This window comes from Alphaproteobacteria bacterium, assembly GCA_019695395.1.
Lineage (GTDB): Bacteria > Pseudomonadota > Alphaproteobacteria > JAEUKQ01 > JAIBAD01 > JAIBAD01.
Genome location: JAIBAD010000070.1, coordinates 1 through 4,172, shown reverse-complemented (window position 1 = coordinate 4,172; position 4,172 = coordinate 1). Strand labels below are relative to the sequence as shown.

Annotated in this window: 7 protein-coding genes; 4 read left to right on the top strand and 3 right to left on the bottom strand. The window is 33.9% G+C overall.

The window, feature by feature from the left end:
- The 3 genes from K1X44_08860 to grxD form a co-directional block, all read left to right on the top strand.
- The coding region (locus K1X44_08860; protein ID MBX7147396.1) for a phosphoribosylformylglycinamidine synthase II at positions 1 to 821 on the top strand (821 nt) is incomplete at its 5' end.
- Positions 822 to 837: 16 nt separating this feature from the next.
- Positions 838 to 1,083 carry a BolA family transcriptional regulator gene (locus K1X44_08855; GenBank protein MBX7147395.1) on the top strand — a complete coding sequence of 82 codons (246 nt, stop codon included), beginning with the start codon at positions 838 to 840 and terminating at the stop codon, positions 1,081 to 1,083.
- Between the two features lie 16 nt (positions 1,084 to 1,099).
- Entirely contained in the window at positions 1,100 to 1,426 is a 327-nt protein-coding gene (gene grxD / locus K1X44_08850; GenBank protein ID MBX7147394.1) for a Grx4 family monothiol glutaredoxin, read from the top strand.
- 82 nt (positions 1,427 to 1,508) lie between these two features.
- Here grxD and rpsD read toward each other — a convergent pair whose 3' ends face one another.
- Positions 1,509 to 2,123: a 30S ribosomal protein S4 gene (gene rpsD / locus K1X44_08845; GenBank protein ID MBX7147393.1), complete on the bottom strand. Its 615-nt coding sequence runs from the start codon at positions 2,121 to 2,123 to the stop codon at positions 1,509 to 1,511.
- Between the two features lie 182 nt (positions 2,124 to 2,305).
- Here rpsD and K1X44_08840 point away from each other — a divergent pair, with 182 nt between their 5' ends.
- Positions 2,306 to 3,055, top strand: a complete 750-nt coding sequence (locus tag K1X44_08840) for a polysaccharide lyase (GenBank protein MBX7147392.1) — start codon at positions 2,306 to 2,308, stop codon at positions 3,053 to 3,055.
- 17 nt (positions 3,056 to 3,072) lie between these two features.
- Here K1X44_08840 and K1X44_08835 read toward each other — a convergent pair whose 3' ends face one another.
- Positions 3,073 to 3,804 (bottom strand): RNA methyltransferase, encoded by a 732-nt coding sequence (locus K1X44_08835; GenBank protein MBX7147391.1) that lies wholly within the window; start codon positions 3,802 to 3,804, stop codon positions 3,073 to 3,075.
- Between the two features lie 10 nt (positions 3,805 to 3,814).
- On the bottom strand, positions 3,815 to 4,172 hold a 358-nt coding region (locus K1X44_08830), incomplete at its 5' end, for a cysteine--tRNA ligase (protein ID MBX7147390.1).

The window sequence follows — 4,172 nt, the reverse complement described above, 5'->3', positions numbered from 1 at the left end:
CGATCTCCGATCCTTATAGGGGTGCTGCCCAAGCTGTTGTCGAAAGTTGGCGCAATTTAACCGCTGTAGGTGCAACACCTCTGGCAATTACAGATAACTTAAATTTTGGTAATCCTGAAAAACCAGAAATTATGGGACAATTTGTTCAAGCAATTAACGGCATCAAAGATGCCTGTCTTGCCCTTAGCTACCCTGTCATATCTGGAAATGTATCTCTTTATAATGATACAAATGGTCGGTCAATTTCCCCCACCCCTGCTATAGGTGGGGTGGGGTTGATTCAAGATTATAATAAAGCTATATCCTTACGTTTTAAAAATACAAATCAAATTATATATATTGTGGGGGAAACTCAAGGTCATCTTGGAAGTTCACTATTTTTACGCGAGATTTTAGGGCAAGAATCTGGGTTACCACCCGAAATAAATTTTGAAGATGAACTCAAAAATGGGAATTTTATCCGACACTTAATTGATGAAGGAATTATTGAAAGTTGTCATGATATTAGTGATGGGGGTCTTGCCATCACTTTGACCGAAATGGCCATGGCAAGTCATATAGGTTGTGCAATAACTTTAAAACCCAATATAGATAATTTAAAATGGTTATTCGGTGAAGATCAAGCAAGGTATGTAATTGCAAGTTCTGCCACGCATAAATCATCTGTTTTAGAAAAAGCAAAATCTTATAATGTTGTCCTTGAAATAATTGGGCAAACAACTGATGATCAACAATTGACTTTTAATCAAAAGCGCATATCTATTAAAGAACTTCAAGAAGCACACGAAAATTGGCTTCCTGATTATATGAATAAACATTAATTATGGGATATAATAAATGGCAATGAAAGCTTCAGATATTGAATTGTTAATAAAAACATCCCTTCCCGATGCCGAGGTTATTATTGAAGATTTGCGTGGAGATGGCGATCATTATGCAGCTCATGTTATTTCTAAATCATTTGCTGGAAAAACACGTGTTCAACAACACAAAATGGTTTATGACGCTTTGCAAGGACAAATGGGTAATCAACTTCATGCTTTAGCTTTAAAAACTTCTGTTACGTCTGATACAAATTCATAAATTTAAGAGGAATAATATGAATACTTCTATTGCAGAAAAAGTAAAAAAGGATATCACAGATAATAATGTGGTGCTTTATATGAAAGGTACGCCTTCAATGCCGCAATGTGGATTTTCTGCTGCTGTTGTACAAGTTCTAAAACAACTTCATGTAGATTTCAAAGGTATTGATGTTCTAGCGGACCCAGAAATTCGCCAAGGTATTAAAGATTTCAGCAACTGGCCAACCATTCCCCAATTATATGTAAAAGGTGAATTTGTTGGGGGTTGTGATATTGTCCGTGAAATGTACAGTTCCGGTGAATTAAAAGATCTATTAATCAAACATGGGTTAATCAATTAATATTTTCAATATTTACCTTTGTTATAAAAATAGAAAAAGCCCTGATTTCAACTCAGGGCTTTTTTATTAGACATTATTTGAATTAGCGTGAGTAAAATTCGATAACTAAATTAGGTTCCATTTGAATTGGATATGGTACATCCGCCAAAAGTGGTACCCTCGTATATTTTGCTTTAAAAGCTTTACCATCTAAATCTATATAATCTGGAACTTGGCGTTCTGCTGATTCACTTGCAACTGCAACAATGGCCAAGTCTTTTGACTTATCTTTCAATTCAACCACGTCTCCGACACGCAATATATAGGATGGAATATTAACCCGTTTACCATTAACCTTCACATGGCCATGATTCACAAACTGGCGTGCGGCAAAAACTGTGGAAACAAATTTGGCACGATAAACAAATGTATCCAATCGTGATTCTAAGAGACCAATTAAATTTTCACCTGTATCCCCACGGCGTCTAATGGCCTCTTCATAAATACGGCGAAATTGACGTTCCCCAATATTCCCATAATATCCTTTTAATTTTTGTTTGGCCATTAATTGTTGACCATAGCCTGTTGGTTTTTTCTTTCTTAGACCATGTTGGCCCGGGGCGTATTCTCTTTTAGAAATTGGGCTTTTAGCACGGCCCCATAAATTAATACCAAGACGGCGATCAATTTTATATTTAGCTTCAGTACGTTTAGTCATTTTGATCCTATTTATTATTTGATTAAATTAAATGTCCCAATAGGATTTTAATAGATATTTTATTAAAATCGGTCTAAAACAAATAGCTTTATCCACGTTTTTGGGAATGACCAGTTTTTAGCTTTATTTAGCTTTTTTGTCAAGTTCAACCCAAACTCAAACTAATCATAAGGTTAATTATTATGTTATATTCCCTATTTTATAACAAAATAGCTTTAATCATCATTTTTCATTTTTTATTAATTAGTGGATGCGTCTTTTCTTTTGATCTTCAAGATGATTTTGAATCTGGAATTAGTAAAATATGGGATTTAGGAAAAGCTGAAACAAACGCCATTAAGTTACACCAAACATATGGTAAACAAGGCAGGCAAACACTTGAAATTAACCTCTATCAAAATGATAAAAAGCAAATAGGCCGTGATGGTGAATTTACAGAAAGGGCAGAAATCCAAGAACGTAAAAAGGTAATGTTACCTTTAGAGACAGAAATATGGTACAAATTTTCTTTTTATCTTCCGCATCATTTTCCAATTGTAGATCGACGTTTAATTATAGGTCAATGGAAGCAAATGTGTAAAAATTGCACCTTAAATCATAGCCCGCTTATTGCTCAACGCTATCGTAACGGGCAATTTTATATTACGATTGATAATGATAAAGGCCAAACCATTCTTTATAAAGAAAATAATAATATAAAAGATCAATGGATTGATATGATTTACCATATTAAATTTTCTAAAAATTCTTCTGGTCTATTAGAGGTTTGGAAAAATAAACAAAGAATCATAAGTTACCACGGCATTTTAGCCTATCAGGAAGATTTGCCTTATACTTATTTTAAATTTGGTCTTTATCGTGATACTTTAAAAGAACCTATGACCATATATTTTGATGACTTTCAACGAAGTATCCAACCGCTTATTCCGTAGATTATATATAACTTTATCTATTGTTTTTTATCTTCTGATAAAAATTTCACTATACCATAAAGTGTTGATACATCTTGCTCCGTTAGATTTGAACGCTGGAAAATATTCCGTATATTCCGAATCATTAAGGATCTTTTTTGTTGGTTTTCCAAAAATCCTTTATCGATCAATTGTTTTTCCAGATAGATAAAGAAATTCAACACCTCTTTATGTTCGGCAAGCGATGTTTTATTGGTAACAAGTTCATGTTCTAATGTTGTATGCGATATTTGATACCATTCATATCCAACAAGCAAAACAGCTTGGGCCAAGTTTAACGAAGAAAATTTTGGATTTAGTGGAACAGAAATGGTTGCGTGACACAAAGATACATGATCATTTGAAAGCCCCGTTCTTTCTGGTCCAAATACTATACCAATTTTTTGATTATTTTGTGTTAAGTTATACATATCCCGTGCTGCCGCATGGGGTGTATAGGTTAAGCGAACCATTTCTCTATGACGCGCCGTTGTTGCATAAACATAATTTAAATCTGCCAATGCGTGTTCAAGGGTAGAAAAAACATCTGCATAATCTAAAATAGGATCAGCCCCAGATGCCATAGCATAAGCTGATTGATTGGGCCATCCATCCCTTGGTTTCACTAACCGCAATTTATTAAGATTACAATTTCCCATGGCTCGTGCAACTGCACCAATATTTTCAGCCAATTGGGGTTCAACTAAAATAATAATTGGAGTATGTACCATAAAATTAATATTAAAGACGACGCCAGGTTGTCATCGTACCTTTATCTTCTAAAATAATATTTGAAGATAATAATTCTTGGCGTATAAGATCGGCTTTTGCAAAATCTTTAGCCAGCCTTGCTTGATTACGTTCAGCAATTTTAGCTTCTATTTTTTCTGCTGACAAAGCGTTTTTTTTAACCCCATCAGATTGTTGGAACCAAACATTTGGGTCTTGGTGTAAAAGTCCCATTAAATTTGAACTATATAAAATTTTATTTTTTAATTCAGATTTTTTTGTTAAATTATTTTCTTTATTTAATTGTGTGACCATTTCATGTAAGTGGGATAAAGCCAAGGGTATATTTAAATCGTCCCCTAATGCTTCA

Excerpts from the sequence above, each read along its gene's own strand:
- K1X44_08855 (MBX7147395.1), top strand. The coding sequence starts at position 838 with ATGGCAATGAAAGCTTCAGATATTGAATTGTTAATAAAAACATCCCTT.
- grxD (MBX7147394.1), top strand. The coding sequence starts at position 1,100 with ATGAATACTTCTATTGCAGAAAAAGTAAAAAAGGATATCACAGATAAT.
- rpsD (MBX7147393.1), bottom strand. The coding sequence starts at position 2,123 with ATGACTAAACGTACTGAAGCTAAATATAAAATTGATCGCCGTCTTGGT.
- K1X44_08840 (MBX7147392.1), top strand. The coding sequence starts at position 2,306 with ATGTTATATTCCCTATTTTATAACAAAATAGCTTTAATCATCATTTTT.
- K1X44_08835 (MBX7147391.1), bottom strand. The coding sequence starts at position 3,804 with ATGGTACATACTCCAATTATTATTTTAGTTGAACCCCAATTGGCTGAA.